Source organism: Hymenobacter sp. BRD128, from assembly GCF_013256625.1.
In the GTDB taxonomy this organism is placed as follows: Bacteria; Bacteroidota; Bacteroidia; order Cytophagales; family Hymenobacteraceae; genus Hymenobacter.
In genome coordinates, this window is the sequence record NZ_CP053908.1 from 2,487,944 (window position 1) to 2,513,042 (window position 25,099).

24 protein-coding genes are annotated in these 25,099 nt (G+C 58.2%); 22 read left to right on the top strand and 2 right to left on the bottom strand.

From position 1 onward, the window contains the following. Together GKZ68_RS11055 and argB are read right to left on the bottom strand one after the other, a co-directional pair. Positions 1-1,068 (bottom strand): M20 family metallo-hydrolase, encoded by a 1,068-nt coding sequence (locus GKZ68_RS11055; protein WP_173114552.1) that lies wholly within the window; start codon positions 1,066-1,068, stop codon positions 1-3. Continuing rightward, positions 1,056-1,841: an acetylglutamate kinase gene (argB, locus tag GKZ68_RS11060; protein WP_173114555.1), complete on the bottom strand. Its 786-nt coding sequence runs from the start codon at positions 1,839-1,841 to the stop codon at positions 1,056-1,058. Before argB ends, GKZ68_RS11055 begins: the two co-directional genes overlap by 13 nt. Positions 1,842-2,249: 408 nt before the next feature. On the opposite strand from argB, the gene GKZ68_RS11065 reads away from it, so the two are divergent. The 22 genes from GKZ68_RS11065 to gltB all read left to right on the top strand — a co-directional run bounded on the left by GKZ68_RS11065 (position 2,250) and on the right by gltB (position 25,074). After that, on the top strand, positions 2,250-2,837 hold the full coding sequence (locus GKZ68_RS11065) for a GNAT family N-acetyltransferase (protein ID WP_217275240.1): 588 nt from the start codon (positions 2,250-2,252) through the stop codon (positions 2,835-2,837). Then, positions 2,837-4,033, top strand: a complete 1,197-nt coding sequence (gene argG / locus GKZ68_RS11070) for an argininosuccinate synthase (RefSeq protein WP_173114569.1) — start codon at positions 2,837-2,839, stop codon at positions 4,031-4,033. Before GKZ68_RS11065 ends, argG begins: the two co-directional genes overlap by 1 nt. Next, on the top strand, positions 4,017-5,003 hold the full coding sequence (argC, locus tag GKZ68_RS11075; protein ID WP_173114572.1) for an N-acetyl-gamma-glutamyl-phosphate reductase: 987 nt from the start codon (positions 4,017-4,019) through the stop codon (positions 5,001-5,003). Before argG ends, argC begins: the two co-directional genes overlap by 17 nt. Positions 5,004-5,090: 87 nt before the next feature. Continuing rightward, on the top strand, positions 5,091-5,513 hold the full coding sequence (locus tag GKZ68_RS11080; protein WP_173114575.1) for a GCN5 family acetyltransferase: 423 nt from the start codon (positions 5,091-5,093) through the stop codon (positions 5,511-5,513). A 77-nt stretch (positions 5,514-5,590) separates the two neighbouring features. Next, positions 5,591-6,754, top strand: a complete 1,164-nt coding sequence (locus tag GKZ68_RS11085; protein ID WP_173114578.1) for an aspartate aminotransferase family protein — start codon at positions 5,591-5,593, stop codon at positions 6,752-6,754. A 167-nt stretch (positions 6,755-6,921) separates the two neighbouring features. After that, positions 6,922-8,010: a glutamine-hydrolyzing carbamoyl-phosphate synthase small subunit gene (gene carA, locus GKZ68_RS11090; protein ID WP_173114581.1), complete on the top strand. Its 1,089-nt coding sequence runs from the start codon at positions 6,922-6,924 to the stop codon at positions 8,008-8,010. 83 nt (positions 8,011-8,093) lie between these two features. Beyond that, a complete protein-coding gene (locus GKZ68_RS11095) occupies positions 8,094-8,342 on the top strand; it encodes a hypothetical protein (protein ID WP_173114584.1) in 249 nt (82 codons plus the stop codon). Between the two features lie 150 nt (positions 8,343-8,492). Then, a complete protein-coding gene (gene carB / locus GKZ68_RS11100) occupies positions 8,493-11,720 on the top strand; it encodes a carbamoyl-phosphate synthase (glutamine-hydrolyzing) large subunit (protein ID WP_173114587.1) in 3,228 nt (1,075 codons plus the stop codon). 154 nt (positions 11,721-11,874) lie between these two features. Beyond that, entirely contained in the window at positions 11,875-12,819 is a 945-nt protein-coding gene (locus GKZ68_RS11105; protein WP_173114590.1) for an acetylornithine carbamoyltransferase, read from the top strand. After that, positions 12,819-13,307 carry a GNAT family N-acetyltransferase gene (locus GKZ68_RS11110; RefSeq protein ID WP_173114593.1) on the top strand — a complete coding sequence of 163 codons (489 nt, stop codon included), beginning with the start codon at positions 12,819-12,821 and terminating at the stop codon, positions 13,305-13,307. Before GKZ68_RS11105 ends, GKZ68_RS11110 begins: the two co-directional genes overlap by 1 nt. 93 nt (positions 13,308-13,400) lie before the next feature. Beyond that, entirely contained in the window at positions 13,401-14,000 is a 600-nt protein-coding gene (locus tag GKZ68_RS11115; protein WP_173114596.1) for a HupE/UreJ family protein, read from the top strand. 157 nt (positions 14,001-14,157) lie between these two features. After that, positions 14,158-14,862: an urease subunit beta gene (locus tag GKZ68_RS11120; RefSeq protein WP_173114612.1), complete on the top strand. Its 705-nt coding sequence runs from the start codon at positions 14,158-14,160 to the stop codon at positions 14,860-14,862. 43 nt (positions 14,863-14,905) lie between these two features. Then, on the top strand, positions 14,906-15,334 hold the full coding sequence (locus GKZ68_RS11125) for a hypothetical protein (protein WP_173114615.1): 429 nt from the start codon (positions 14,906-14,908) through the stop codon (positions 15,332-15,334). A 17-nt stretch (positions 15,335-15,351) separates the two neighbouring features. Further along, the gene (locus GKZ68_RS11130; RefSeq protein ID WP_217275241.1) at positions 15,352-15,447 is read left to right on the top strand and encodes a hypothetical protein; all 96 of its coding nucleotides are present in this window, start codon (positions 15,352-15,354) and stop codon (positions 15,445-15,447) included. Next, on the top strand, positions 15,444-15,644 hold the full coding sequence (locus GKZ68_RS22680) for a type II toxin-antitoxin system HicA family toxin (protein ID WP_173114618.1): 201 nt from the start codon (positions 15,444-15,446) through the stop codon (positions 15,642-15,644). The genes GKZ68_RS11130 and GKZ68_RS22680 overlap by 4 nt, the downstream gene beginning before the upstream one ends. A gap of 74 nt (positions 15,645-15,718) precedes the next feature. Beyond that, complete coding sequence (locus GKZ68_RS11140; RefSeq protein ID WP_173114621.1) at positions 15,719-16,099, top strand: helix-turn-helix transcriptional regulator; 381 nt, start codon at positions 15,719-15,721, stop codon at positions 16,097-16,099. Beyond that, positions 16,099-16,236: a hypothetical protein gene (locus tag GKZ68_RS11145; protein ID WP_217275242.1), complete on the top strand. Its 138-nt coding sequence runs from the start codon at positions 16,099-16,101 to the stop codon at positions 16,234-16,236. Before GKZ68_RS11140 ends, GKZ68_RS11145 begins: the two co-directional genes overlap by 1 nt. A 306-nt stretch (positions 16,237-16,542) precedes the next feature. Further along, complete coding sequence (locus tag GKZ68_RS11150; protein WP_173114624.1) at positions 16,543-17,061, top strand: hypothetical protein; 519 nt, start codon at positions 16,543-16,545, stop codon at positions 17,059-17,061. An 8-nt stretch (positions 17,062-17,069) separates the two neighbouring features. After that, positions 17,070-18,791, top strand: coding sequence for an urease subunit alpha (gene ureC, locus GKZ68_RS11155; RefSeq protein ID WP_173114627.1), 1,722 nt, complete (start codon positions 17,070-17,072; stop codon positions 18,789-18,791). A gap of 40 nt (positions 18,792-18,831) precedes the next feature. Next, on the top strand, positions 18,832-19,500 hold the full coding sequence (locus GKZ68_RS11160; protein ID WP_173114630.1) for an urease accessory protein UreF: 669 nt from the start codon (positions 18,832-18,834) through the stop codon (positions 19,498-19,500). Between the two features lie 6 nt (positions 19,501-19,506). Next, the gene (gene ureG, locus GKZ68_RS11165) at positions 19,507-20,259 is read left to right on the top strand and encodes an urease accessory protein UreG (protein ID WP_173114633.1); all 753 of its coding nucleotides are present in this window, start codon (positions 19,507-19,509) and stop codon (positions 20,257-20,259) included. Between the two features lie 309 nt (positions 20,260-20,568). Next, positions 20,569-25,074, top strand: a complete 4,506-nt coding sequence (gltB, locus tag GKZ68_RS11170) for a glutamate synthase large subunit (RefSeq protein ID WP_173114636.1) — start codon at positions 20,569-20,571, stop codon at positions 25,072-25,074. The last annotated feature ends 25 nt before the right edge of the window (positions 25,075-25,099 follow it).

Consider the following 25,099-nt stretch of genomic DNA (forward strand, 5'->3'; position numbering starts at 1 on the left):
TTAAAGTTCAAAATCAGTCAGTAACTCAATATAATCCGCTATTCCGCTGCGGATTTCGCTTAGCAGAATAAACTCATCCGGCGCGTGCGAGCGGGCGCTGTCGCCCGGCCCCATTTTCAGCGTCGTAAACCGCATTAGCGCCTGGTCGGACAGCGTGGGCGAGCCGTAGGTCATTTTGCCCATCGCCACTGCTTTGCGTACCAGCGGGTGCGTTAACACAATTCCTGACGACTGCAAATGCGTGGAGCGCGGTGTAATTTCGGCCTGCACATTAGCGCGGATTATTGCGAGAATTTCCTCGTTGCTGTAGCACTCCGTAGGGCGCACATCTACCACGTAGCGGCACTCATCGGGCACTACATTGTGCTGGGTGCCCGCGCTTATCTGCGTCACGGTCATTTTTACCGGTCCTAGCAGTGGCGACACCTTCGGAAATTGATAGCTCCGCAGCCAATTAATATCATCCAGCGCTTTGTACAGTGCGTTATCACCTTCGTTGCGAGCGGCATGGCCGGTGCGGCCACGCGCTACCCCATCGAGCACGAGCAAGCCTTTTTCGGCTACGGCAGCGTCCATGCCAGTCGGCTCACCCACTATCCCAAGGTCAATATTGCCTAGCTCCGGTAAAATACTTTTAATCCCGTTGGCACCCGAAATTTCTTCTTCCGCTGTAATGGCGCAAATTAGATTAAAGGCTTGGGGACGGTCATAAAAATAGCGAAATACCGCCAGTAAACTCACCGCTGAAGCGCCCGCATCGTTACTACCCAACCCAATTAATTTATCACCTTCCAGCACCGCGCCCAAGGGTGGGTACGTCCAGGCAACACCTGGCTTTACCGTATCGTGATGCGAATTAAGCAGAATTGTCGGCTTTTGCGGGTCAAAATTGCGACTTATTGCCCATACATTATTGCCCCGCCGCTGAGCCGGAATTGCATGCTGCGCTAGAAAATGCGCCAGAATATCGGCCGTGCCGGCTTCTTCACGCGAGAAGGACTGCGTTTTAATTAATTGAATTAATAAGCCAATCGCTTCCTCACTCAGTTGGGCAATTAATTCAGACATAGCACCGTGTGTAAGTCCGTCTCAATGCGCAGGGCGTGGCTGATAATTACTTTCCCTACCCCTTGATTGAGCGCCGAAAACGCGTTTTCCAGCTTCGGCAGCATGCCATCGGCAATAATTCCTTGCTGCTTCAATTCTGCATAAGTAGCAGAAGTAATTTGAGGAATCACTGACTGGTCGTCGTGCACATCACGCAGCACTCCATTTTTCTCAAAACAGTAGTGCAGCGTGACGTTGAAGCTCGTCGCCAAGGCCACCGCCACGGCCGACGCAATGGTGTCGGCATTGGTATTTAATAATTGTCCGTGCCCATCGTGAATAATGGGGCATAGCACGGGCGTAATACCCGCCGCAAGTAATTGCTGCAGCAGTGGCGCGTTGATACCAGTCGGTGTCAAGTCCCCCACAAAGCCGTAGTCAATATCCTTAACCGGCCGCTTTACGCCCTGAATAACGTTGCCATCGGCGCCGCTGAGGCCCAGCGCGTTCACTCCCAGCTGCTGAAGCTCGGCCACTACTTGCTTATTGGTTTTGCCGGCGTAAAACATCACGACAATATCGAGCGCGGCGGCGTCCGTTACGCGGCGGCCATTAATGAGCTGAGGCGTAAGGCCTAGCTCGCGCATCATGGTGCTAGCCCCTTTGCCCCCGCCGTGCACCAGGATTTTTGGCCCACTAGCGTGGGCTAGCAAATGTAGAAATTTGGTTAGGTCAGCTACATTGTCGATAATAGCGCCGCCGATTTTATAAATAGTTATCTCTGCTTTGTTCATAATTAGGTAATCGCCAGGCGCGGCCATCCTGGCGAAAAAAACTACTCAGCCTATTGCGGGCAAAAGTAGGAACTTTTACCTTTGCGGCTCCATTATGGCCCCTGGTTTGCTGGTTCACTTGCTAGCCCACGGCTACTTTCCTACAATGACTTACTTGGCTCGCACCAATTCTCTGCTTTCCACCACGGCCCGCTTGGGCGTGGAAAGCGTGCGCCCCCTGGTTTGCGCATTGTTGCGACGACCCTAGCCGGCTTCAACTGCCGGGTGCTGGCTGCGGGCCAGCTTTGCTGAGCCACCTGTAAACGAGCCCAGCCGCTTACCGATAGATTTCGGGTTTTCTGCCGCACAACTCGCCGAGGCGAGAGCCGGTAAACTGCGTTTCTTTCCTAAGTCTTTCTTTTAAATTAAATGACAATACGGGTTGCGACAGCAGCAGACACGCAGTACGCGGACCTGCTGTGTCAATGGTACATCGAATCGGCCAAGCAGCGGGGCACTGGCATCGCGAAGCGCGACCCGGAGTACGTGAAAGCTAAAATGGTGCAGGGCAACGCGGTTATCGCGTTTGTCGAGGGCGAGCTAGCCGGCTTTTGCTACATCGAGACCTTCGAGAGCGGCAAGTTCGTGGCCAATTCGGGCTTAGTGGTGAATACCGAGCTGCGCAAGCACGGCCTGGGCCGCGCCATCAAGCGCGAGGTGTTCCGGCTTTCGCGCTCCAAGTATCCGGACGCCAAGATTTTCGGCATCACGACCAGCCTGGCCGTGATGAAAATCAACAGCGACCTGGGCTACAAGCCGGTCACGTTCTCGGAACTCACCACCAGCGAAGACTTCTGGAAGGGCTGCAAGAGTTGCAAAAACTTCGGCATCCTGATGGAAAACGAGCGCAAAATGTGCTTGTGCACGGGCATGGTCTTCGATGACATCACGGCGCCACTACCCGCCTCGGAAAACGAGGCTGAAACCCCTTCTTCGACTCCTACTCTTTCGGAATAATGAAAAAAAAGGCAATTGTAGCGTACAGCGGCGGGCTCGACACGTCGTATTGCGTAGTGAACCTCTCGCGTGAGCACGACCTGGAAGTGCACACGGTTATCGTGAACTCGGGCGGTTTTTCGGCCGAGGAGCTAGCCGCCATTGAGAAGCGCGCTTACGAGCTGGGCTCAGTAAAGCACGAAGTGATTGATATCACCCAGCGCTACTACCACGATTGCCTGCGCTACCTGCTGTTTGGCAACGTATTGAAGAATAACACCTACCCCCTCTCGGTGAGTGCCGAGCGCATGTTTCAGGCCCTAGCCATTGCCGAATATGCTAAGCGCGAAAATGCGCAATACATTGTGCACGGCAGCACCGGCGCCGGCAACGACCAGGTGCGCTTCGACGTGGCTTTTGCCGTTATTTCGCCCGATACCGAGATTATTACACCCATCCGCGACCAGAAACTATCGCGCCAGCAGGAAATTCAATACCTGCAAGACCAAGGCTTCGAAATGAGCTGGGAAAAAGCTAAATACTCCATCAATCGGGGTATTTGGGGCACTAGCGTGGGCGGCGTCGAAACGCTGACCTCGCGCCAGGCCCTGCCCGAGAGCGCCTACCCCACTCAGCTTTCCAAAACGGAGCCTAGCCAGTTGGAAATCACCTTTGAAAAGGGTGAGCCGGTGGCCTTGAATGGCCAGCGCATGGATGCCGTGTCGCTCATCCAGCAGGTAAATGAGCTAGCCGGCGCTTACGCCATTGGCCGCGATACGCACGTGGGCGATACTATTCTAGGCATTAAGGGCCGCGTGGGCTTCGAGGCGCCGGCGGCGCTGCTGCTCATCAAGGCGCACCACTTGCTGGAGAAGCACACGCTCTCGCGCTGGCAGCAGCTGCACAAGGAGCCGGTGGCCACCTGGTACGGCACGCTATTGCACGAGGCGCAGTACCTCGACCCCGCCATGCGCGACTTCGAGGCGTTCCTGGTGTCGTCGCAGGAGCGCGTGACGGGCACGGTGTTCGTAGAGCTGCGGCCTTATCACTTCGAACTGCTCGGCATTGAGTCGAAGTACGATATGATGCAATCAAAGGTGGCGACCTACGGCGAAGAAAATAACGCCTGGGATTCGCGCGACGCGCGGGGCTTCATTAAGATTTTCGGGAATCAGCTGAAGATTCACGCTAGCCTGCAAGATGAGCAAGCAGATTAAGGTCGGTATCGTAGGTGGCGCGGGCTACACGGCAGGCGAGTTGGTGCGCTTGCTGCTACACCACCCGCAGGCCGAAATAGGCGCGGTTGTCAGCTCGACGCAGGCCGGGCAGCCGCTGCACTCGGTACACGAGGACTTGCTGGGTGACACCAACCTAACTTTTGCCAGCGAGCTAGCCGGCGACGAGGACGTAGTTTTTCTCTGCCTCGGCCACGGCAACTCGCGCAAGTGGCTGCTCGAAGCCAACCTGCCAGCCAGCACGAAAGTCATTGACCTGAGCAATGATTTTCGCTTGGCGGCCGACCGTGACGTAGCCAGCCGGCATTTCGTGTACGGCCTGCCGGAAATGAACCGCGAGCAAATTCGCACCGCCGACAGCATTGCCAATCCGGGCTGCTTTGCCTCGGCCATTCAACTGGCGCTATTGCCGCTGGCGGCCGCTGGGCAGCTGCATGATGCGGTGCACATTTCGGCCATTACGGGCAGCACCGGCGCGGGCCGGGGCCTCGTCGAAACAACGGGCTATACCTGGCGCACCGGCAATATTTCGACCTATAAAACCTTCACCCATCAGCATTTAAGCGAGATTGGCGAAACGCTGATGGGCTTGCAGCCAAGCTTTGATAAGCCGGTGCGGTTTATCCCCTACCGGGGCAATTTCACGCGGGGCATCTTCGCTTCGGTTTATACTACCTGCGAACTTTTAATACCAGAAGTACAAGAGTTGTACGCCGACTACTACCGCGATGCGCCCTTCACGATAGTTTCGGAAAAGGAAATTCACCTCAAGCAAGTGGTGAACACCAATAAATGCCTGCTGCACGTGTCTAAGCACGACGACCAGGTGCTCATCACGTCCGCGCTGGACAACCTGCTGAAAGGCGCGTCAGGGCAGGCTATTCAGAATATGAACCTGCTGTTTGGCTTAGAGGAAACGGCGGGGTTGAAAAGTAAGGCTTCGTTTTTTTAAATATAGAACGTCAGCAAAACGAACGTCATGCTGAGCTTGTCGAAGAATCTTGGCAGGCTTGTAACTACTGACCCATAAGCTTCACCAATGTCTGAGTACCCAAGTGTCAAAGACCCAAGCCTTGTAGGCACTTATCCGGCAGTCGTCGGAGCAGGTGGCGGCTACGTTTGGGATGATGTTTTAGAGTACCGAGTTTGGTGCCATCCACATGATGGAGCACCAGACACCGAAAATGGTGATGATTATTACTACGTTTTTGAGACATATGAAGAAGCGCAGGAGTTTTCACTCGAAAGCGCTGGCGCAGAAGAACCGCTAGCACTTATCCTTCAAGAAGAATATATTGAAGAACCTGAGCCTGGCGAATTCATCCATAAGAAGGAACAACGCTTAACTGAGTGGTCGCCAAAATTTTTGAGCCGACCACGAAGAAATGAGAATACTATTTCGGATTTCTTCGCTCCAAATGCACCGAGTAATCGGTTGGATATAATTAGAGGCTTGGCTTAGCTATTTCAACGAACCTGCTAAGATGCTTCACTGCGTTCAGCATGACGGTCTACTAAAAAGATAACCTTCTAAAAACAATGAATCTCTTCGACGTTTATCCGCTCGTAAACATCACGCCGGTGCGGGCACTGGGCGCGACGCTTTGGGACGAGAACGGCCAGCAATACCTGGATTTTTACGGCGGCCACGCCGTGATTTCCATCGGCCACAGCCACCCGCACTACGTGCAGCGCGTGCAGGAGCAGGTGGCCAAAATCGGCTTCTACTCCAACTCGGTGAAAATCCCGATTCAGCAGGAGCTGGCCGCGAAGCTGGGCGAGTTGTCGGGCTACCCCGACTACACGCTGTTTCTGTGCAACTCGGGGGCCGAGGCCAATGAGAATGCGCTGAAACTGGCGTCGTTTCACACCGGCAAAAACCACGTTATTGCGTTCAAAGGTGCGTTTCACGGCCGCACCTCGGGCGCGGTAGCCGCCACCGACAACCCCAAAATCGTGGCGCCCTTCAACGCGGGCCACGGCGTAAGCTTCGTGCCCTACGACCTCGCGGCCGTGGAGCAGGTGATGCAAGCGCAGCTGGTGTGCGCCTGCATTATTGAGCCGATTCAGGGGGTAGGCGGCGTGGTGCTGCCAACCGATGCCTTTTTACAGGGGCTGGCGGCGCTGTGCGCGCAGCACGGCGTGGTGCTCATTGCCGACGAGGTGCAGAGTGGCTACGGCCGCAGCGGCGAGTTTTTTGCGCATCAGCACGCGGGCATTCGGCCGGGCATCATCACCACGGCCAAGGGCATGGGCAACGGCTTCCCGATTGGCGGCGTGCTGATTTCGCCGGAGTTTAAGGCGTCGTATGGCTTGCTGGGCACCACGTTCGGCGGCAACCACCTGGCTTGCGCGGCGGGCCTGGCGGTGCTCGAAGTATTGGAGCAGGAAAACCTCGTAGCACACGCGGCCGAACTGGGTGCCTACATAATGCAGGAGCTGCGCACCCACAGCCAGGCCACGGTGGTGCGCGGACGCGGACTGATGATTGGCGTGAAGTACGACTTCCCCGTTAAGGAGATGCGCGACAAGCTGATGTTCGAGCACCACATCTTCGTGGGCAACGCCAGCGACCCGAACGTACTGCGCTTATTACCACCACTTAACATCACGAAGGCCGAGGCTGACCTATTTTTGCAGGCGCTATTCGCGCTGGAACCGGCTAAATTTGCGGTCGATAACACGGTAGTCGAGCAGGACTAACCTTCGTAATCCATCATGTTGAGCTTGCCAAACATCTTATCTCGCCAGAACAAGTCGTTCGAGCCGGATAAGGTATTTGGCAAGCTCAACGTGTGCAAAAGGCTTTGTGAATCAATCAAGTAGCGACCAACGGAGCACCGCTCCATTTTACACATAACCCAACAAGCGTGGAAAATACGAAGCTGGTAAAACTGGTATTAGCCGACGGTACCGAAATTGAAGGCAAGTCGTTTGGGGCCTACACGGCATCGGCGGGCGAGGTCGTGTTCAGCACGGCCATGACGGGCTACCCCGAGAACCTGACCGACCCCTCCTTCCGGGGCCAGATTCTGGTGCTGACCTACCCGATGGTGGGCAACTACGGCGTGCCGATGGAGCAGATTGAGCAGGATATTTCGAGCGCGCTCGAATCGAGCCGGGTGCACATTGCGGGCCTCGTAGTGTCGTATTATTCGGAAGAGTACAATCACTGGAACGCCTCGCAAAGCCTAAGCGAGTGGCTGGCCGCGCACGATATCCCCGGCATCTACGACGTAGATACGCGCTTCTTAACCAAGAAGCTGCGCGAAGAAGGCGCGATGCTCGGCAAAATCGTGACGCCTGACCATGACATTCCGCTGCACGACCCCAACGAGGACAACCTCGTGGCCCAGGTGAGCGTGGACGGCGTGAAGCGCTACGGCAGCGGCAAGCACAAAATCGTGCTGGTCGATTGCGGCGTGAAAAACAACATCATCCGCTGCCTGCTGGAGCGCGACGTGGAGCTAACCCGCGTGCCCTGGGACTACGATTTCAACCAGCTCGACTACGACGGCCTGTTCCTGAGCAACGGTCCCGGCGACCCTACTACCTGCGAGAAAACCATCGGCCACCTGCGCACCGCGCTGGCCGGCGACAAGCCGATTTTCGGCATCTGCCTGGGTATTCAGCTCATGGGCCTAGCCTGCGGCGGCAGCACCTACAAGCTGAAATACGGCCACCGCAGCCACAACCAGCCCGTGCGCCAGCTCGGCACCAACAAGTGCTACGTGACCTCGCAAAATCACGGTTTCGCGGTGGATATGAAGAACTTGCCCACCAACTGGGAAGGCTTGTTTGAGAACCTGAACGACGGCACCTGCGAGGGTATCCGCCACAAAACCAAGCCGTTCTTCGCGGTGCAGTTTCACCCCGAAGCCGCCGGCGGGCCCGTGGATACCGAGTATCTGTTTGACGACTTTTTGGCTTCGGTGGAGACGTATAAGGCGGCGCGCTAACGTGTCGCCTCACCCCCCGGCCCCCTCTCTGAAAAGGAGAGGGGGAGCCTGACAAAACTTAAAAAATAGAGTAGCCTCACCCTATGCCTAGCATCGCATTGATAGAGCGACTACAGGACGTTGATTATAAGCAGTTGGAGCTTGTAAAATTATATAAGCAACTGTTTCACGTTGACTTAAAAGAAGCCGTGGAACACATTGATTTTATTACTATTAAAGACGGTTATGAAATTCCAGTAGCTGAAGCAGACATAGATACAGCTGCTCATTTTGTTTATCAAGCCCGCAAATTTGGGCTGAATTGCCGACTACGTTCTGGCTTTACGATGTAGGTCTATTTACAGCAAAATAATTACGAGCTTTTAGTCCAAACGTCCGGCTCCCCCTCTCCTTTTCGGAGAGGGGGCCGGGGGGTGAGGCGACACGTTAGCACATATTTTTCACACTCGCTTCCTTCTTATTTTGAAGGCTTTAAGCAACCAATGAAAGACATCAAGAAAGTACTGGTTCTCGGCTCGGGCGCTCTGAAAATCGGCGAGGCGGGCGAATTTGATTACTCCGGTTCGCAGGCGCTGAAGGCGCTGAAGGAAGAAGGCATTACGACCATCCTGATTAACCCCAATATTGCCACCGTGCAAACGTCGGACAATATTGCGGACGACGTGTATTTTCTGCCCGTCACACCGTATTTCGTTGAGGAGGTCATTAAGAAGGAAAAACCCGACGGCATTCTGGTGGCGTTTGGGGGGCAAACGGCGCTGAACTGCGCGGTGCAGCTCTACCGGAATAATATTTTCGAGAAGTACAACGTGCGCGTGCTCGGCACGCCGGTGCAGTCGATTATCGACACCGAGGACCGGGATATTTTCATTGACAAGCTCAATGAAATCGACGTAAAAACGGCCCGTAGTCGGGCCGTTACCACGATGGACGACGCCATCGCGGCGGGTCTGGAAATAGGCTTTCCGCTGATTATTCGGGCGGCGTTTGCGCTGGGTGGCCTGGGCAGCGGCTTTGCTGATAACGAGGACGAGCTACGGGCGCTGGCCGAGCGGGCGTTTGCGACTTCGAGCCAGATTTTGGTGGAAGAATCCTTGAAGGGCTGGAAAGAAGTGGAGTACGAAGTGGTGCGCGACTGCTATGATAACTGCATCACGGTCTGCAATATGGAGAATTTCGACCCCATCGGTATTCATACCGGCGAGAGCATCGTGGTGGCCCCGTCGCAGACGCTCAGCAACCGCGAGTACCACAAGCTGCGCCAGATTGGCATCAAGACCATTCGGCACCTGGGCATTGTGGGCGAGTGCAATATTCAGTACGCGCTCGACCCGGTGTCGGAGGATTACCGCGTGATTGAGGTGAATGCGCGCTTGTCGCGCTCGTCGGCGCTGGCCTCAAAGGCTACGGGCTACCCGCTGGCGTTTGTGGCGGCCAAGCTGGCGCTGGGCTACGGGCTGTTTGAGGTGAAAAACAGTGTGACGCAGACGACTTCGGCGCTCTTTGAGCCGGCGCTCGACTACGTGGTGGTGAAGCTGCCGCGCTGGGACCTGGGCAAGTTTGACGGCGTGACCCGACAAATTGGCTCCAGCATGAAGAGCGTGGGCGAGGTGATGGCCATCGGTCGCTCGTTCGAGGAGGCCATTCAAAAAGGCCTGCGGATGCTGGACACCGGCCGCCGCGGCTTCGTGGCCAATCGGCCCGAGGCGCCCGTGACCAACGCCCAGGTAGACAAACTGCTGAGCGACCCCAACGAGGAGCGTATTTTCGCTATTAATCAGGCATTTGAGCTGGGCTACACGGTGCAGCAAATCCACGATTTGACGAAAATCGACCTGTGGTTTTTACAGCGCCTGAGTACCATATTTGAACTGGGCCAAAAGCTCCTGCCGCTCGGCGACGGCACTGCGCCCGACAAGGCGCTGCTCAAAGAAGCCAAGAAGCTGGGCTTCTCGGACATGCAGCTAGCCGCCAAGTTCTACGGTGAAAACGACCTACGCAACAGTGAACTGCGCGTGCGCACGCTGCGGAAGTCGCTGGGTATTTTGCCGGTGGTGAAGCAGATTGATACCCTGGCGGCCGAGTTTCCGGCCAAAACGAACTATCTGTACCTCACTTACCACGGCACTGAGAATGACCTGGCGCCCGAAACTGACAAGGCGGTGGCCGTGCTGGGCTCGGGCGTGTACCGCATCGGCAGCAGCGTGGAGTTTGACTGGTGCGGCGTGAATGCCATCCAAACCGCCGCCGCCGAGGGCTATAAAACCATCGTTATCAACTACAACCCCGAAACCGTTTCGACCGACTACGACGTGAGCGACCGGCTGTACTTCGAGGAGCTGTCGTTTGAGCGGGTGATGGATATTCTGGATTTTGAGCAGCCGGGTGGGGTTATTCTCTCCACGGGCGGCCAGATTCCGAACAACCTCGCCATGCGCCTGCACCAGGAAAACGTGCCGGTGCTGGGCACCTCGCCCGAGCGCATCGACGAGGCCGAAAACCGCCACAAGTTCTCGTCGATTATGGACGAGCTGGGCATTTCGCAGCCACGCTGGAGCGAGCTTTCGACCCTAGAAGGCGTGTTTGAGTTCGTGGGCAAAGTGGGTTTCCCGGTGCTTATCCGGCCGAGCTACGTGCTGTCGGGCGCGGCTATGAACGTGGTTTCCAACAACTACGAGCTGGAAACTTTCCTGAAGCTAGCCAAGGAAGTGAGCACCGAATACCCGGTGGTGGTGTCGGAGTTCATCGAAGAAGCCAAGGAAATCGAGCTGGACGCGGTGGCCGACCACGGCGAAATCGTGAGCTACGCCATCTCGGAGCACGTCGAGTTTGCGGGCGTGCACTCGGGCGACGCCACCATGTACTACCCCCCCCAGAAGGTGTATGTAGAGACGGTGCGCCGCCTCAAGGCCATTGCCGAGAAAATCGCCAAGCGCTACGAAATCAGCGGGCCGTTCAACATCCAATTCCTGGGCAAAAACAACGACCTGAAGGTTATCGAGTGCAACATCCGCGCCTCGCGCAGCTTCCCCTTCGTGTCGAAAGTTTCGGGCAATAACCTGATTACCAAGGCCACGAAAGTACTCCTAGGGGTGCCCGTAGACCGCGACGCTAGCGAGCTGGTGTACGACTCCAACTTCGTGGGTGTCAAGGCGTCGCAGTTCTCCTTTACCCGCCTGGCCGGTGCCGACCCGGTGCTGACCGTGGACATGTCCTCGACCGGCGAGGTAGGCTGCCTGGGCGACACCGCCGACGAGGCGCTGCTTAAGTCGATGCTGTCGGTGGGCTATCGCATCCCCCAAAAATCGGTGCTGATTTCGGGCGGGCCCATCAACTCGAAAGTGACGCTACTGCCCGTGGCGCAGCTGCTGGCCGAGCGCGGCTTCACGCTCTACGCCACGGAGGGCACGCATAAGTTCTTCGCCGACATGGGGCTAGCCTCTACCCTCGTCCACTGGCCCGACAGCCAGCAGCAGCCCAACGTGCTCGATTATCTGCGGAATAAGGAAATCGAAATGGTCATCAACATCCCTAAAAACCTGACGAAAGGCGAGCTGGATAATGACTACAAGATTCGCCGCACGGCCGTCGATTTCAGCATCCCGCTGCTGACGAATGCGCGGCTGGCGAGCGCGTTTATTACCGCGTTCTGCGAGTTGGAAATGAGCGACTTAAAGATTAAGAGCTGGAACGAGTACAAGGCGCAGTAGCCGTCCTTATCGAAGAATAACAGAACGTCATGCTGAGCTTGTCGGAGCATCTTGGCCGCTTCGTTGGATTACTAATCCTAACGGCGTGGTAGAGAGGCTTCTACAAGCTCAGCATGACGTTCTACTTTCGGCTTTGCGCTATTTTGAATTTAAAATGAAAAATTTCCTCTCCTTCGCCGATGCGGGCGACTACAAAGCACTGTTGCAGCAGGCCCGCGAAATCAAGCAAAATCCTTATGGCTACCAGCACATAGGCAAGAACAAAACTGTGGGACTGATATTTTTCAACCCTAGCCTGCGCACCCGCCTCAGCAGCCTGAAAGCCACTTACAACCTAGGCGCGCAAGCCTGGGTGCTGAACGCCGGGGCCGACTCGTGGACGCTGGAAATGGCCGACGGCGCGGTGATGAACGGCTCGACGCAGGAGCACATCAAAGATGCCATCGCGGTGATGAGCCAATATTGCGACGTGCTAGGGGTGCGGACGTTTCCGACGCTGAAGGATAAGGAAGCCGACTACGGCGAGGAGGTGCTGAGCAAGATTCTGCAATACGCCACGGTGCCAGTTATCAGCCTCGAAAGCGCGACGCTGCACCCGTTGCAGTCGTTTGCCGACCTCATCACGGTGGCCGAAACCAAGCGGAAAGAGCGTGTAAAAGTGGTGCTGACCTGGGCACCGCACGTGCGCGCCCTGCCGCAGTGCGTGCCCAACTCGTTTGCCGACTGGTTTTCGGAAATCGACTGGGTGGATTTTGTCATCACCCACCCCGAGGGCTACGAGCTGGACCCCAAATTCACGAAGGGCGCTACCATCGAGTATGACCAGCGCAAGGCTTTGGAAGGCGCCGACTACGTGCAGGCCAAAAACTGGAGCAGCTACCGCGACTATGGTCAGGTGCTCAGCAACGACCCGAGCTGGATGCTTACGCCCGAGCACATGCGCGGCACCAACGATGCCAAGTTCATTCATTGCCTGCCCGTGCGCCGCAACGTGGAAGTATCGGATGCCGTGCTCGATGCGCCGGGCTCGCTCATTATTCAGGAAGCCGGCAACCGGACGTTTTCCATGCAGACGGTGCTGCACGAACTGCTGAAATAATGGCTGACATCACTATCCGACCCATTGCCTCCGGCGACAACGCGGCCCTGGCCCGCGCCGTGCGCGATACCCTGGCCGAGTTTGGCGCGGCCAAGCCCGGCACCGCTTACTACGACGAAGCCACCGACCACCTCTACGAGCTGTTCAGCCAAACGCCCCACAGCGCCTACTTCGTAGCCGAGTTGAACGGCGAGGTGCTGGGCGGCGGCGGCATCTTCCCCACCCAGGGCCTGCCCGCCGATACGGTGGAGCTGGTAAAGCTTTACCTGCGGCCCGCCGCCCGGGGCCGGGGCGTGGGCAAGGCGCTCATCGACCACTGCCTGCAAGCTGCCCGCGCTGCTGGCTACGCCCGCGTCTACCTCGAAACCACCGATGAGTTGACCCAGGCCATCCCGCTTTATGAGCGGCTGGGGTTTACATACCTGCAAGAGCCGCTGGGCGACAGCGGCCACTTCGGGTGCCAGATTTGGATGATTCGGACGGCGTAAACTGCTGCTGCTTCATCGTTGAAACCCGGTCGTCATGCTTCGCTGCGCGCTGCATGACGACCGGGTTTATCTTTCACGCCGTTTCTGCCCTTAATGCACACGCTCCTACCCCTTTTATTCGCCATCGTCATGGGTATGGGCCACGCCTTCGAGCCCGACCACCTGCTGGCAGTGAGCACCCTCGTGGCGCGGCATGATGAAACGCGGGCAGCCCTCAAAAACGGCTTGTTCTGGGGCCTGGGGCACACTACGATGCTCGTCATTTTTGGCGGGTTGCTCATTTTCAGCCGGGCCACATTTCTGCAATCGCACTACTTCGAGGCCGTGGTGGGCGTGATGCTGATGGGCCTGGGCATCAGCCGGCTGCTGGATAAGAACTCGTACCGCCAAGGGCCGCCCGCCAGCCAGCGGGCGAGTGTGGCCTATACCGTGGGGCTGGTGCACGGGCTAGCCGGCAGCGGCGCGCTGGTACTGCTGGCCATGAGCGCGCTCCCCGGCGTGGCCGGGGCTATTGCCTACATTCTGCTATTTGGGCTAGGTTCGGTGCTGGGGATGCTGGTGGCAGTGAGCTTAATGCGGATTCCCTTCACGCCCCGGATGCGGCTGGGCCGGCGGCTGCGGGCGGGCGCGGTGGTGCTGTCGTCGGGGTTGAGCGTGGGGTATGGCGGGTGGATGGTGTGGACGCACGTGTGAATTTTACCCCGCGGCCCCCTCTCCAAAAAAGAAGGGGAGCCAACCGTCATCGGCCGTGAAAATCGCTAGGCTCCCCCTCTTTTTGGAGAGGGGGCCGCGGGGGAAGTTAGCATTTGCCCGTCCCTACCCCTACTTTAGCACCCCTAGCCAAGAAATTATGCACCTCGCCCCCAAAGACCTCGACAAGCTGGTGCTGCACCAGGCCGGCGTAGTGGCCCAGAAGCGCTACGCCCGCGGCCTGCGCCTCAACTACCCCGAGGCCGCCGCCCTGCTCGCCACCCAGCTGCTGGAGTTTATCCGCGACGGCGAATCGGTGGCCGCGCTCATGGACAAGGGCAAGCAGCTCCTGGGCCTGGCCGACGTGCTGGAGGGCGTGGCCGACCTGCTGCATGAGGTGCAGGTAGAAGGCACCTTCCCCGACGGCACCAAGCTCGTGACCGTGCACCAGCCCATTTGCCGCGAGCACGGCTCGCCCGAATTGGCGCTCTACGGCAGTGGCCTCAGCCGCACGGCCCCGGCCGCTGCGCCGGTGCCCGCCGCCGCGCCGGGCGAGTACCTGCTGGCCGACGGCGACATTATCCTGAACGAAAACCGCCCCGTTATCGAGCTGGAGGTGCTGAACCGGGGCGACCGGCCGGTGCAGGTGGGCTCGCACTACCCCTTCTTCGAAACCAACCCGGGGCTGGACTTCGACCGGGCGGCGGCGTTTGGCTACCGGCTCCACATCCCGGCCGGCACGGCGGTGCGCTTCGAGCCGGGCGAGCGCAAGCGCGTGCAGCTCGTAGCGCTGGCCGGCGAGCGCCGCGTGTACGGCGGCAACGGCTGGATTGATGGCCCGCTCGATGAAGCCGGCAAGCAGTAGGCGCTGGGGAAACTGGGGTAATCCTAAATAGAATTCAAGAGCAATGCAAGCGATAGTTTTATTTCCCTTTGTTTTAGGGTTGTTTGCCGGTCGTCCATCCGACGAATGCCTAACCTTATCGTGTCAGTCGAAAGCCAAAAATGATTATACTATAAAATTTAAGAATGCCTGCGGAGATTCTTTATTTTACAGCGTGAGTCTTTACAGTTCAGATAGACCTAATGCTAGCAGTGGAAATTGGGAATGTTTGATAAGCGACATAAAAAAGAACACTGATTGCAATGAAGATGCGGTAGTAGCATTAACGTTTTTAGGCAAAGACAAAACAGCAGATATTAGCTATAAGCTTCCTCCTTTAAAATACAGCAAATACATACGATTTGAAATTTTTTACAGTAAAACGACAGGTACAGGCTGGGATAGAAAGAGCTACGGAAAATACTGCTCTCAGCCATTCAAAGTAAGTCGCTGACCTTTTATACTAATACCATGTCCCTACCCCTTTCCCGGCAGGCGTATGCCGCTATGTATGGCTCGACCGTGGGCGACCGGGTGCGCCTGGGCGATACCGACCTGCGGCCGTGAAAAGCTCCGAGCTCTTTCGCCGGCTGACTAAAAATGGCTGGTATAAAATTGCTCAATCAGGCAGCCACATCAAACTGGCGCACGCTACCAAGAAAGCACTCACCCGGAGCGGCTGTATTGAGTTTCCCTTGCACGGCAGCGCCGAGGTCGGTAAAGGGCTAGCCGCCGTGCTGCTGAAACAGGCGGGCCTGAAATAGCCTGGGAAACTTTCGATAGCCTTGCCCAAGTCCCCCTACCAGGTAATAAATTTACTACCTAAACCTAGTCAGCGATGAAAAAATACGAGATGATAGTGGAACGCACCCCCACCGGCTACAGCGCTTATAACGAAGGCGAAGGAGCCTATACGGTGGGCACCAGCTTCGAAGAGCTGAAAACCAACATGGTGGAAGTGCTGAACCTGGCGCTGAGCGATACCGGCCGCACTATCGGTATCGAGGACGTGAAAATCACCTACGACCTGAAATCGTTTTTCGACGCCTACAAAGTCATCAACGCCGCCGCGCTGGCCAAGCGCCTGGGCATGACCCAAAGCCTGCTCGGCCAGTATATTGCCGGTAGCAAAAAGCCTAGCCCCACCCAGACGCGCCGCATCCTGGAAGGCGTGCGCGCCGTGGGCCGCGAGCTGGCCGAAATGGATTTTGCCTTTTAATGCCGCTGCCGGGCGAGCGCAAGCGCGTGCAACTGGTAGCGCTGGCCGGCGAGCGCCGCGTGTACGGCGGCAACGGCTGGATTGATGGCCCGCTCGATGAGGCCGGCAAGCAGCAGGCGTTGGGGAAGCTGGGGTAACCAGGAGACATTTTTCCACTTCAATCAAGACACCGTCATGGATACTCAATGGATACCTATTGATAGCGAAACCAAAATGCCGTTAGGCAAGACACTATTGTTTTGCACAACAATGGGCAATAATTCAGAACCAATTTATCTAACAGGTATAGCAAGAGGGTCAAAGGAAAATCCAGAAGCTGATTATTTTTTCACACCGCGAGAAATGCCGCCTATACATTTCGTACTCAGATACTGGATGGTAATTCCCAAGGTTAATAATTGGCCTTACTCTGCAAGCGAAAACGAGACTTTTTAGAAATAGTCATGCTGCACACTAAGTACAGAAGTTTGGACGCAATAATTTTTCGCTTAAGTCACAGCGAAGGAATTTATGTGACTTATAGCAGCTTAGAAACGAAATTTACCAAGCCTGAGCATCTATCTGGTTGGGAGAAGAAAATAGATGAATGCGTGGAAATGGTTGATATACTGTGGGGAATTAGTGAAAACATTATTAAAGAATCTAATCACTACAACTCAGAGCTTAAAACGCCAACTTTTTACAGAGCAACTACCGTGTCTGTCAATTATGATGCAAATAATTATAAGTTTATTATCACAAGTGGTGAGGCTATTAATGAAATAGCTATTTTTATGGGTAAACAGCATAAGCTATCAACGAACGACAGAATCTCATATGTTGCTCAAGCGTATGAAGGTAAATTGATGAGCTTAGTACATCAAATGAAAAATAGTTTACCAAGAGCCAGATATGACGAAATTATTTCTAGATGCAAAATCCCCAAAAACAGACTTCCTAATTCCTACATCTATTTTAAATAAAAACACTTATGTCCCTACCTCTTTCCAGGCAGGCTTATGCCGCTATGTATGGCCCGACCGTGGGCGACCGGGTGCGCCTGGGCGATACCGACCTGCTGCTGGAGGTCGAGCGCGACTACTGCGTGTACGGCGAGGAATGCAAGTTTGGCGGCGGCAAAACCCTGCGCGATGGCATGGGGCAGGCGGCCGGCATCGCGCAGGCCGACGCGCTCGACTTGCTGATTACCAACGCGCTGGTGCTCGACTACACCGGCGTGTACAAGGCCGATATTGGCATCAAGGGCGGGCGCATCGTGGGCATTGGCAAGGCGGGCAACCCGCACATCATGCCCGGCGTGGACCCGCGCCTGGTGGTGGGTGTGACCACCGAAGTGGTGGCCGGCGAGGGGCACATCCTCACGGCGGGCGGCATCGACTGCCACATCCACTTCATTTGCCCGCAGCAGATAACCGAGGCGCTGGCCTCGGGCGTGACCACGATGGTGGGCGGCGGCACCGGTCCGGCCGCTGGCACCACGGCCACCACCTGCACGCCGGGCGCGTTTTACATCGAAATGATGCTCAAGGCCACCGACGCCTTCCCCATGAATTTCGGTTTTTTGGGTAAGGGCAATTCCTCGAAGCCCGAGGGGCTAGCCGAGCAGGTAGAGGCCGGGGCGCTGGGTTTTAAGTTGCACGAGGACTGGGGCACTACCCCCGCCACAATTGATAACTGCCTGACTATCGCTGACAAGTACGACGTGCAGGTGTGCATCCACACCGATACGCTGAATGAGAGCGGCTTCGTGGAAAACTCGGTGGCGGCCTTCAAGGGGCGCACCATCCACTCGTACCACACCGAGGGCGCGGGCGGCGGGCACGCGCCGGACATCATCAAGATTTGCGGCGAGCCCAACGTCATTCCGTCGAGCACCAACCCCACGCGGCCGTTTACGGTGAATACCATCGACGAGCACCTCGACATGCTGCTCGTGTGCCACCACCTCGACAAGAACATCCCCGAGGACGTGGCCTTTGCCGAGAGCCGCATCCGCCCCGAAACCATTGCCGCCGAAGACATTCTGCACGATATGGGCGCGCTGAGCATCATCAGCAGTGACTCGCAGGCCATGGGCCGGGTGGGCGAGGTCATCACCCGCACCTGGCAAACGGCCCACAAGATGCGCCAGCAGCGCGGCCCCCTGCCCCAGGATGCGGACGCGAAGCGCCCCAACGACAACTTCCGCGCCCGCCGCTACGTGGCTAAGTATACCATTAACCCCGCCCGCGCCCACGGCATGGCCCACGAAATTGGCTCGGTCGAAATCGGCAAGCTAGCCGACTTGGTGCTGTGGAAACCGGCCCTGTTCGGCTCGCGGCCGGAGATGATACTTAAGGGCGGCGTCATCGTGCAGGCCCAGATGGGTGACCCGAACGCCTCCATTCCGACGCCGCAGCCGTCGTTTTCGCGGCCGATGTTCGGGGCCTACGGCAAAGCGACGGGGCCGTGCTCGGTAGCGTTTGTGGCGGGTGCTTCAGTGGAGAAAGTGTCGAGCGAATACGGCCTGAGTAAGCGCGTGCTGCCGGTGCAGGGCTGCCGGAGCGTGGCCAAGAAAGACATGGCGCTGAACGACTACTTACCCAACATCGAGGTAGACCCGGAAACATACCGCGTGATAGTGGATGGCGTGCACCTGACGTGCGAGCCGGCGCAGACGCTGCCGCTGGCGCAGTTGTATAATCTATTCTAATCTAACGGGTAACCTCCCTTGGCCCCGCTAGAACAATACGATGCCGCACCTCGCCCACCTGCTCCACCTCGCCGACTCGGCCCTCCCCACCGGCTCCTTCGCCTATTCTTACGGCTTGGAAAGCAGCCTCACCTTTGGCCTTGTGCGCACCGAAACCGAGTTTCGGTCCTATCTCTATTCCTTTCTGCAGCAAGCCGTTGGGTTTGAGCTGCCATTTATTACGTCGGCCTCGGACCTGGCTGAAGCGGAGCTAGCCAACTTATTTACCGAGTACGATGCCCAGTTGCTCACGCCCGCCCTGCACCAGGCTAGCCTCACGCAGGGCAAAAACTGGCTAAAGCTGCTGACCACTTTTTACTCCGAGGTGGGGCTAGCCGAGCTGGGCCGCGAGCTGGCGCGGCAGCAATTGCCCGCGCATTTTGTGCCGCTGTTTGGCCTGAGCCTGACTAAGACGGGCTTCGCGCTGGCTGATATTCAGGCTACTTACCTGCACCTGGCCTTGCGCGACCAGCTCAGCGCGGCCATCCGGCTGGGTTTCATGGGGCCGATGGCGGGGCACCGGCTGCAACACGATTTTTACGAAATTTTTGAGAGTTTGCTGGATTCGGCCGATATTCGGCCCTACACCGAGGCCTCGCGCTGCACCTTGTTGCTCGATGTAGCGCAGATTTTTCACGACGACCTTTACTCGCGACTCTTTCAGAATTAATCACTTATGGCCTTCGTAGAGAAACTGGCGCTGCTGCTCCATGGCCATAGCCACGAGGTATTGGAGTCGCCCGGCGACTTTGCCGAGCGCGAAACCCGGCGCCTGCCGCCCTACCGCAACTTCCGCAAGCGGGCCTTCACGGTAGGCATCGGCGGGCCGGTAGGCACCGGCAAAACGGCCTTGCTCAAGGCGTTGTGCGAAAACCTGCGCGACGACTACCGGCTAGGGGTCGTCACCAACGACATCTTCACCCGCGAGGATGCCGAGTTTCTTATCCGCGAAAGTGCTCTCACCGCCGACCGCATCGTGGGCGTCGAAACCGGCGGCTGCCCCCACGCCGCCATTCGCGAAGATATTTCGCTGAACATGGATGCGCTCGAAGGCCTGATGCAGAAGTTTAATAATCAGCTTGACTACCTGTTTGTGGAAAGCGGCGGCGATAACCTAGCCGCGCACTTCAGCCGCGAGCTGGTCGATTACTCGATTTATGTCATAGACGTGTCGGGCGGCGACAAGGTGCCGCGCAAGGGCGGCCCCGGCATTACGCAGGCCGACTTACTCGTTATCAATAAGATAGACCTGGCACCATTAGTCAAGGCCGACCTGGGCGTGATGGAGCGCGACTCGCGCCGGATGCGCGGCGACGGTCCTTTTATTTTTGCGCGTGCCTCCGATGGACATAACTTAGCCGCCATTATCGACCATATTCATACGGCCAGGGCGCACGCGCTGGCCGCCGTGCGCGCCGACCGCCGCTAGCCTCCCCGGCGCGGACTGAGCTTCAGCGTTGTATCTTACTCTCCGGTTGGCGCACCCACTGTGCCAGCCGCCCCGGCAACGGCTGACTTTGTTGGTTGGCGCCTCTACCCTCTCCCTCCCCTCCCCCACCCATCACGGATGCCGATTTTCGGCACTAGCCTCGCTGTTTTGCAACCAGCAGCTTGGGGCCAGCGCCGCGAAGCCGTGTCCGGCCCGGAAGTAGCGCGGATGTTCAGTTCGCGAGTAATCAACGCACATAGTTGCGGACTGCAAGTCCGCGCTACAGCTCGCCCAATTTCTACTTGATTTATGACTACGCCCACCCTCTACCGGCCCGAGTTTGAGCACGACTCCTGCGGCACGGGTTTTATCACGTACATCGACGGGCGCAAGAGCCACCAGATTGTTGCCGACGCCCTCACCATGCTCGCCAATATGGAGCACCGCGGCGCCTGCGGCTGCGATTCCGACTCGGGCGACGGCGCGGGCGTGCAAATCCAACTGCCGCACTGGTTTTTTCTCGAAGAATGCGTAGCCCACGGCATTCGGCTCCCCGAGCCGGGCGGCTACGGCGTGGGCATGGTTTTTTTGCCCAAGAAAGAGAAGCTGCGTGAGGCCTGCAAGCAAGTGATTGCGGGCGCGGCGCAGCGGCTGGGTATTCCGGTGCTGGGCTACCGGCCGGTGCCGGTGCGCACCGAGGGCATCGGCGTCACGGCACTGTCGGCCGAGCCGGCGATTGAGCAGCTTTTTCTGGGCCGGCCGCTGGGGCTAGCCACGGATGCGGATTTTGAGCGCAAGCTCTACGTGCTGCGCCGCCTGGTAGTCAATACGTTGCAGAAGGAAGTACCGAGCGCGCTGGAGGCATTTTATTTCGCTTCGCTCTCGTGCCGCACCATCGTGTATAAGGGTCAGTTGACCACGTTCCAGGTCGGCATGTACTTTCCCGACCTCAGCGACGAGCGCGTAACGTCGGCGTTCGGGCTGGTGCACTCGCGCTTTTCGACCAATACCATGCCGTCGTGGCGGCTGGCCCAGCCTTTCCGCTATCTGGCGCATAATGGCGAGATTAACACGCTGCGCGGCAACCTGAACTGGTTTTTTGCGGGCTTGCCCACCTACACTTCGCCCTACTTTTCGGCCGAGGAAATGGAGATGCTGCTGCCCGTTATCGACCCCTGGCAGTCGGACTCGGCCTGCCTCGACAACATCGTGGAGCTGCTGCTGCACTGCGGCCGCTCGCTGCCCCACGTGCTGATGATGCTGGTGCCCGAGGCCTGGGACGGCAACGAGCAGATGGACCCGCTCAAAAAGGCGTTCTACGAGTTTCACGCCACCTTTATGGCGCCCTGGGACGGTCCGGCCGCCCTCAACTTCACCGATGGCACCCTAGTGGGCGCCATGCTCGACCGCAATGGCCTGCGCCCGCTGCGCTACGCCATCACCAACGACGGGCGCGTGCTGGTGGCCTCCGAGGCGGGCGTATTGCCGCTAGCCCCCGAAACGGTTATCAAGAAGGGCCGCTTGCAGCCGGGCAAGATGTTCGTGGTCGATACCAGGGCCGGGCGCATCCTCACCGACCGCGAGATTAAGGCGCAAGCCGCTGGGCAGCAACCCTATGGGCAGTGGCTGGATAACTACCAGATTCGCATGGAAGACCTGCCCGAGCCGCGCCTCACCTTCACCGACCTCGGTGCGGAAGCCGTGCTCAAGTACCAGCAAGCCTTTGGCTACACCCGCGAAGACCTCGAAACCATCCTGGCCCCGATGGCGCTGGAAGGCAAGGAGCCCATCGGCTCGATGGGGGTGGACGTGCCCCTGGCGGTGCTTTCCGACCAGCCGCAGCACCTGAGCAGCTACTTCAAGCAGTTTTTTGCCCAGGTCACCAACCCGCCCATCGACCCCATCCGCGAGCGGCTGGTGATGAGCCTGGCCACGTTTATCGGCAACAACGGCAATATTCTGGATGAAGACCCGCGCCACTGCCACTGCGTAGCCGCCAAGCAGCCCATTCTCAGCAACCGCGAGCTAGAGAAGCTGCGCAGCATCGACACCGGCTCGTTTCAGGCTAAGACGCTCCAGACGTATTTTAAGGCCGATGGCAAGCCCGGCGCCCTGCAGCGCGGCGTAGAGCGCCTGTGCCGCTACGCAGAAGATGCTGTCAATGACGGCTTTGAGGTGCTTATTCTCTCCGACCGGGCCATGGATTCGGAGCACGCGCCCATTCCGTCGCTGCTGGCCGTGTCGGCCGTGCACCACCACTTGATTAAGAAGGGGATGCGCGGCTCGGTAGGCCTCGTGGTGGAGGCCGGCGACGTGTGGGAGGTACACCATTTTGCCTGCCTGCTCTCGTTCGGCGCCACGGCCGTGAACCCGTACCTGGCCCTGGCCACCATCCAGACGCGCCACGCGGCCGGGCTGCTCGGGGCCAATCTGCCCTCCGAGAAGCTGGCCTCCAACTACATAAAAGCAGTGTGCGATGGCTTGCTCAAAATCTTCTCGAAGATGGGCATCTCGACCTTGCAGAGCTACCACGGCGCGCAGGTATTTGAGATTCTGGGCCTTAACCAGGATGTGGTGGACCAGTATTTCACCGGGGCTGTAACGCGCATTCAGGGGCTAGGGCTCGACGAGATTGCCAAGGAAACGCTCTTCAAGCACTTCCACGGCTTCCGGCAGGAAAGCACCGTGGGCCCCGAGCTGCTCGACGCGGGCGGCGTGTACCAGTGGCGCCGTCAGGGTGAGGCCCACATGTTCAACCCCGAAACGGTGCACCTGTTGCAACACGCTACCCGCACCGGCAACTACCAGACCTACAAGAAGTACGCTCAGCTGCTGAATGAGCACCCGAACCAGCTCTTCACCATTCGGGGGCTGCTAGGTTTTGCCAAGCACCGGCCCAGCATCGGGCTCGAAGAGGTGGAGCCGGCCGAGAATATTATGAAGCGCTTTGCCACGGGTGCGATGTCGTTTGGCTCGATTTCGCACGAGGCGCACAGCACCCTAGCCATCGCCATGAACCGCATCGGCGGTAAGAGCAACACCGGCGAGGGCGGCGAAGACCCGTTGCGCTACGAACATATGGCAAACGGCGACTCGATGCGCTCGGCCATCAAGCAGATTGCCTCGGCCCGCTTCGGCGTCACGGCACACTACCTCACCAATGCCGACGAGCTACAAATAAAAATGGCCCAGGGCGCCAAGCCCGGCGAGGGCGGCCAACTCCCTGGTCACAAAGTAGATGAATGGATTGCCAAGGTGCGCCACGCCACTCCCGGCGTGGGTTTGATTTCGCCGCCGCCGCACCACGACATCTACTCTATCGAGGACCTGGCCCAGCTGATTTTCGACCTCAAAAACGCCAACCGCGCCGCCCGCATCAACGTGAAGCTGGTGAGCAAGGCGGGCGTGGGCACCATCGCAGCCGGCGTAGCCAAGGCGCACGCCGACGTGATTCTCATTTCGGGCTACGACGGTGGCACGGGCGCCTCGCCGCTCAGCAGCATCCGCCACGCCGGCCTACCCTGGGAGCTGGGGCTAGCCGAAGCGCAGCAAACGCTGCTGCGCAGCCAGCTCCGCAGCCGCGTGGTGCTGCAAGCCGACGGCCAGATGAAAACCGGCCGCGACCTCGCCGTGGCCGCCCTGCTAGGGGCCGAAGAGTTTGGCGTGGCCACGGCCGCGCTCATCGCGGGCGGCTGCATCATGATGCGCAAGTGCCACCTTAATACCTGTCCGGTGGGCGTGGCCACGCAAGACCCCGAACTGCGTAAGCTGTTCAGCGGCAAGCCCGAGCACATTGTCAATCTCTTCCGCTTTCTAGCCGAAGAGCTGCGCGAAATCATGGCCGAGCTGGGTTTCCGCACCATTAACGAGATGGTGGGCCGCAGCGAATTCTTGAAAGTAAACCCAGAGGCGGGCCATTGGAAAGCCAAGCTCATCGACCTCGACGCCGTGCTGACGCCCGCCCCAAATATCTCGGGCGGCACGCTTTACAACAGCGAAAGCCAGGACCACGGCATTGCCGAGGTGCTCGACTGGCAGTTGCTCGAACACGCCCAGCCCGCACTGGAACGCCAGGAGGCTGTAACGGCCGAGTTTGAGGTCAAAAACACCGACCGCACTATTGGTACGCTGCTCTCCAATGAGATTGCCAAGCGCTACCACGCGGCCGGCCTGCCCGCCGATACCATTCGCTACAAGTTCACGGGCTCGGCCGGGCAGAGCTTTGGGGCATTTTCGGCTAGCGGCCTCACTTTCAAGCTCGAAGGCGAAGCCAACGACTACGTGGGCAAGGGCCTGAGCGGCGCGCGGCTAGCCATCTTCCCGCCCGCCGCTACCACGTTTACCCCCGAGAATAATATCCTCATCGGCAACGTGGCGCTCTACGGCGCCACCTCGGGCGAACTCTACGTGCGCGGTAAGGCCGGCGAGCGCTTTGCCGTGCGCAACTCGGGCGCCACGGCGGTAGTCGAGGGGGTAGGCGACCACGGCTGCGAATACATGACCGGCGGGCGGGTGCTGGTACTGGGCGGCACGGGCCGCAATTTCGCCGCCGGCATGAGCGGCGGCCTGGCCTGGATTTATGACCCTAGCGGCCAGTTCCCGACCAACTGCAATCCCGACATGGTCGCCCTCGAAGGCCTGACCGAAGCTGACGAAGCCGAGATTCAAACGCTGCTGAAGCAGCACCATGAGTTGACGGGCAGCCACCTGGCTAACTTCCTGCTGGGCAACTGGGAGGAAGAAGCTGGGCGGTTTGTGAAAGTGTTCCCGCTGGAGTACAAGCGGGTGCTGGAAAAGGCGGTAAAAGTGGTCTAGCCCCAGGTCAGTCAGGCAAGCAAAA

Bases quoted from the DNA above. Each gene is read 5' to 3' on its own strand.
- GKZ68_RS11055 (WP_173114552.1), bottom strand. From the start codon at position 1,068: ATGTCTGAATTAATTGCCCAACTGAGTGAGGAAGCGATTGGCTTATTA.
- argB (WP_173114555.1), bottom strand. From the start codon at position 1,841: ATGAACAAAGCAGAGATAACTATTTATAAAATCGGCGGCGCTATTATC.
- GKZ68_RS11065 (WP_217275240.1), top strand. From the start codon at position 2,250: ATGACAATACGGGTTGCGACAGCAGCAGACACGCAGTACGCGGACCTG.
- argG (WP_173114569.1), top strand. From the start codon at position 2,837: ATGAAAAAAAAGGCAATTGTAGCGTACAGCGGCGGGCTCGACACGTCG.
- argC (WP_173114572.1), top strand. From the start codon at position 4,017: ATGAGCAAGCAGATTAAGGTCGGTATCGTAGGTGGCGCGGGCTACACG.
- GKZ68_RS11080 (WP_173114575.1), top strand. From the start codon at position 5,091: ATGTCTGAGTACCCAAGTGTCAAAGACCCAAGCCTTGTAGGCACTTAT.
- GKZ68_RS11085 (WP_173114578.1), top strand. From the start codon at position 5,591: ATGAATCTCTTCGACGTTTATCCGCTCGTAAACATCACGCCGGTGCGG.
- GKZ68_RS11095 (WP_173114584.1), top strand. From the start codon at position 8,094: ATGCCTAGCATCGCATTGATAGAGCGACTACAGGACGTTGATTATAAG.
- carB (WP_173114587.1), top strand. From the start codon at position 8,493: ATGAAAGACATCAAGAAAGTACTGGTTCTCGGCTCGGGCGCTCTGAAA.
- GKZ68_RS11105 (WP_173114590.1), top strand. From the start codon at position 11,875: ATGAAAAATTTCCTCTCCTTCGCCGATGCGGGCGACTACAAAGCACTG.
- GKZ68_RS11110 (WP_173114593.1), top strand. From the start codon at position 12,819: ATGGCTGACATCACTATCCGACCCATTGCCTCCGGCGACAACGCGGCC.
- GKZ68_RS11115 (WP_173114596.1), top strand. From the start codon at position 13,401: ATGCACACGCTCCTACCCCTTTTATTCGCCATCGTCATGGGTATGGGC.
- GKZ68_RS11120 (WP_173114612.1), top strand. From the start codon at position 14,158: ATGCACCTCGCCCCCAAAGACCTCGACAAGCTGGTGCTGCACCAGGCC.
- GKZ68_RS11125 (WP_173114615.1), top strand. From the start codon at position 14,906: ATGCAAGCGATAGTTTTATTTCCCTTTGTTTTAGGGTTGTTTGCCGGT.
- GKZ68_RS11130 (WP_217275241.1), top strand. From the start codon at position 15,352: ATGTCCCTACCCCTTTCCCGGCAGGCGTATGCCGCTATGTATGGCTCG.
- GKZ68_RS11140 (WP_173114621.1), top strand. From the start codon at position 15,719: ATGAAAAAATACGAGATGATAGTGGAACGCACCCCCACCGGCTACAGC.
- GKZ68_RS11145 (WP_217275242.1), top strand. From the start codon at position 16,099: ATGCCGCTGCCGGGCGAGCGCAAGCGCGTGCAACTGGTAGCGCTGGCC.
- GKZ68_RS11150 (WP_173114624.1), top strand. From the start codon at position 16,543: ATGCTGCACACTAAGTACAGAAGTTTGGACGCAATAATTTTTCGCTTA.
- ureC (WP_173114627.1), top strand. From the start codon at position 17,070: ATGTCCCTACCTCTTTCCAGGCAGGCTTATGCCGCTATGTATGGCCCG.
- GKZ68_RS11160 (WP_173114630.1), top strand. From the start codon at position 18,832: ATGCCGCACCTCGCCCACCTGCTCCACCTCGCCGACTCGGCCCTCCCC.
- ureG (WP_173114633.1), top strand. From the start codon at position 19,507: ATGGCCTTCGTAGAGAAACTGGCGCTGCTGCTCCATGGCCATAGCCAC.
- gltB (WP_173114636.1), top strand. From the start codon at position 20,569: ATGACTACGCCCACCCTCTACCGGCCCGAGTTTGAGCACGACTCCTGC.